This window comes from Halorubrum sp. SD612 (assembly GCF_002135005.1).
In genome coordinates this window covers 1-2310 of record NZ_NEWI01000267.1, presented here as the reverse complement: position 1 = coordinate 2310, position 2310 = coordinate 1, and the positions used below count along the sequence as shown (strand labels likewise).

Here is a 2310-nt window from a genome sequence, read left to right as displayed (position 1 = left end):
ACCAACGCTTTTGTAGCTTCGGGACGGAGCGCCGCGCATGGACGAGGGAACGGTGTCCGTGCCGGACGAGCAGTACGAGCGCCTCGCGGCCCTCGCCGCCGCCCGCGGCGTGAGCCCCGAGACGCAGCTGGCCCGGCTCATCGACGACGCGTACGCCGGCCTCGACGGCGACGGCGACGCCCCCGAGTCGCTCCCGCCCGGCGTCTGCGACGGGTCCGACGAGGAGTGAATCGCGCGCCGGACCGGCGAGCGGTCCGTGAGCCGCCGCGCCGCGCTCGGTCGGCGCCGGTCGCCGCGTCGACGTCCTCCGCCATCGCCGCGAAGCGGGTGCCGAACGCGAAACGCGCAGTCGGCGGTCCGCCCGCCCTCGGCCCGCGCCCGAGAAGCGGCCGGGAGATCGCGCCCCGCGTCAAGCCGAGTCGGTCTGCCACCCGATGAACCTCTCGAACCCGTACGTGAGTCCGAGGAAGAGGGCGGCGAACACGAACCACCGAAACACGTCAAACGCTCCGGTGAAAGCGAGGACGTTGAAGACGTACGACAGCGACGCCCCGATGAACGCGGCCACGTAGAGGTTCCGGCGGGAGTCCATGGGCAACGCTCAGCGGAACCCGGCTTAACTCTTTGCCGCTGTAGCGACCGGCTTCCCTCGCGTCGAATAATAGTGAATAGATAACAGTTCACGCCTCACGGCGTGACGGATGACATCATGAACGGAATACAAGGCGGAGTCGCCGTGGTCACCGGCGGTGGATCGGGGATCGGCCGACAGTCGTCTCGCCGGTTCGCCGAGGCGGGGTCGAGTGTCGTCGTCGCCGACGTCGACGGGGACGGCGGCCGCGAGACGGTCGAGCTGATCGAGAACGACGGCGGCGAGGCGACGTTCGTCGAGACGGACGTCACGGACTCCGACGACGTCGCCGCGATGGTGCGGACGGCCCTCGACGAGTACGACGGGTTGGACTTCGCACACAACAACGCCGGCATCGCGGACGAGGGGACCCGCCTCGCGGAGTACGACGAGGCGGAGTGGGACCGAATGATCGACGTGAACCTGAAGGGGGTCCGGCGCTGTCTGAAAGCCGAGATCCCGGTGATGATCGAGCGCGGCGGCGGTGCCGTCGTCAACACCTCCTCGGTCGCCGGCGTGAGCGCGAACGGGAGCGCGCACTACGCCGCCAGCAAACACGGCGTTATCGGACTGACCCGACGGGCGACGGTCGACTACGCCGACGACGGCATCCGCTTCAACGCCGTCTGTCCCGGGGTCATCGACACGCCGATGGTCCAGCAGGCGGGCGAGGACAACGCCGAGGAGATGGACCGCATCACCGCGGCCATCCCCGCGGGGCGTCTCGGCGACCCCCGCGAGATAGCCGACACCGTCGTCTGGCTCTGCTCCGAGGACGCCTCGTACGTGATGGGGCAGCCGATAGTCGTCGACGGCGGGCTACTCGCCCAGTAGCGGTCGACGGTCGATCGTCGCACGCGCGCCCGGCCGCCGCTGAGCGAGGCGGGCCCGGTCGGCGGCCGCGGCGGCCGCGGCCCAGTCCCTCGGTCACCCCTCGTAGGGCCACCGCCCGCCGGTCTTCAGCTCCTCGACGTACCCCTCGTCGATGGCGTCGCGGATCGACTCCCGCGAGCGGTGTTCGACCTCGACCTCCCCGGTCGCGAACCGGTAGACCGCCGCCGCGACGAGCGTCGCCACCTCGCGGAGGTCGCGGGAGTCGAGCTTGTCCAGGGTGTCCGCGTGGGTGTGGCCCCAGCCGCGTCCCGACTGGTCGCTCGTCGTCGAGGCCATCACGGCCGGGATCCCCTCCTGAACGAACGCCCACTGGTCGCCGTGCGGCGAGATCGTCTCCCCGGTCGTCAGGGGCGCGTCGAACGCGTCCGCGACGGCCTCGAACACCGTCCGCATCCCGTCGAACCCGTTCGTCCCGACGCGGAGGTCCCGCGAGCTACAGGCGCCGTCGAGGTTGACCACGCAGGCTATCGCCTCCTTCGGGGTCGTCTCCGCGGCGTGGTACGCCCCCCACAGCCCGATCTCCTCCGAGCCGAAGGTGACGAGGCGCACCCGCGTGTCGAGGTCGCCCTCGACCGTCGCGAGCAGGCGGCCGACCTCCGCGACGAGCGCCGACCCGGCCCCGTTGTCGTTGGCGCCGTCGCTCACGTCGTGGGCGTCGACGTGCGCGGTGAGGTACACCGCCTCCTCGGTGTCCGGCCCGACCTCCGCGACGGCGTTCACCGAGGTCGTCGGCTCGTTCCGGCAGTCGACGTCGAGCGAGACGGTCGGGCCGGACACCGAGGAGG

Annotated in this window: 4 protein-coding genes; 2 read left to right on the top strand and 2 right to left on the bottom strand. The window is 71.1% G+C overall.

Annotated features, from left to right (window positions below; genetic code table 11):
• The first annotated feature begins 37 nt into the window (after positions 1-37).
• On the top strand, positions 38-229 hold the full coding sequence (locus B9G38_RS16200; RefSeq protein ID WP_086221064.1) for a hypothetical protein: 192 nt from the start codon (positions 38-40) through the stop codon (positions 227-229).
• Between the two features lie 180 nt (positions 230-409).
• On the opposite strand, the gene B9G38_RS16195 is transcribed toward B9G38_RS16200, so the two are convergent.
• On the bottom strand, positions 410-592 hold the full coding sequence (locus tag B9G38_RS16195; RefSeq protein ID WP_086221063.1) for a hypothetical protein: 183 nt from the start codon (positions 590-592) through the stop codon (positions 410-412).
• A 117-nt stretch (positions 593-709) separates the two neighbouring features.
• On the opposite strand from B9G38_RS16195, the gene B9G38_RS16190 reads away from it, so the two are divergent.
• The gene (locus B9G38_RS16190; RefSeq protein WP_086221062.1) at positions 710-1465 is read left to right on the top strand and encodes a glucose 1-dehydrogenase; all 756 of its coding nucleotides are present in this window, start codon (positions 710-712) and stop codon (positions 1463-1465) included.
• 93 nt (positions 1466-1558) lie between these two features.
• Here the strand turns inward: B9G38_RS16190 and B9G38_RS16185 are convergent.
• Positions 1559-2310, bottom strand: a 752-nt coding sequence (locus B9G38_RS16185; protein WP_143415555.1) for a M28 family metallopeptidase, incomplete at its 5' end; no start/stop codon positions are given.

Coding starts and splice junctions, on each gene's coding strand:
- B9G38_RS16190 (WP_086221062.1), top strand. CDS start 710: ATGAACGGAATACAAGGCGGAGTCGCCGTGGTCACCGGCGGTGGATCG.
- B9G38_RS16200 (WP_086221064.1), top strand. CDS start 38: ATGGACGAGGGAACGGTGTCCGTGCCGGACGAGCAGTACGAGCGCCTC.
- B9G38_RS16195 (WP_086221063.1), bottom strand. CDS start 592: ATGGACTCCCGCCGGAACCTCTACGTGGCCGCGTTCATCGGGGCGTCG.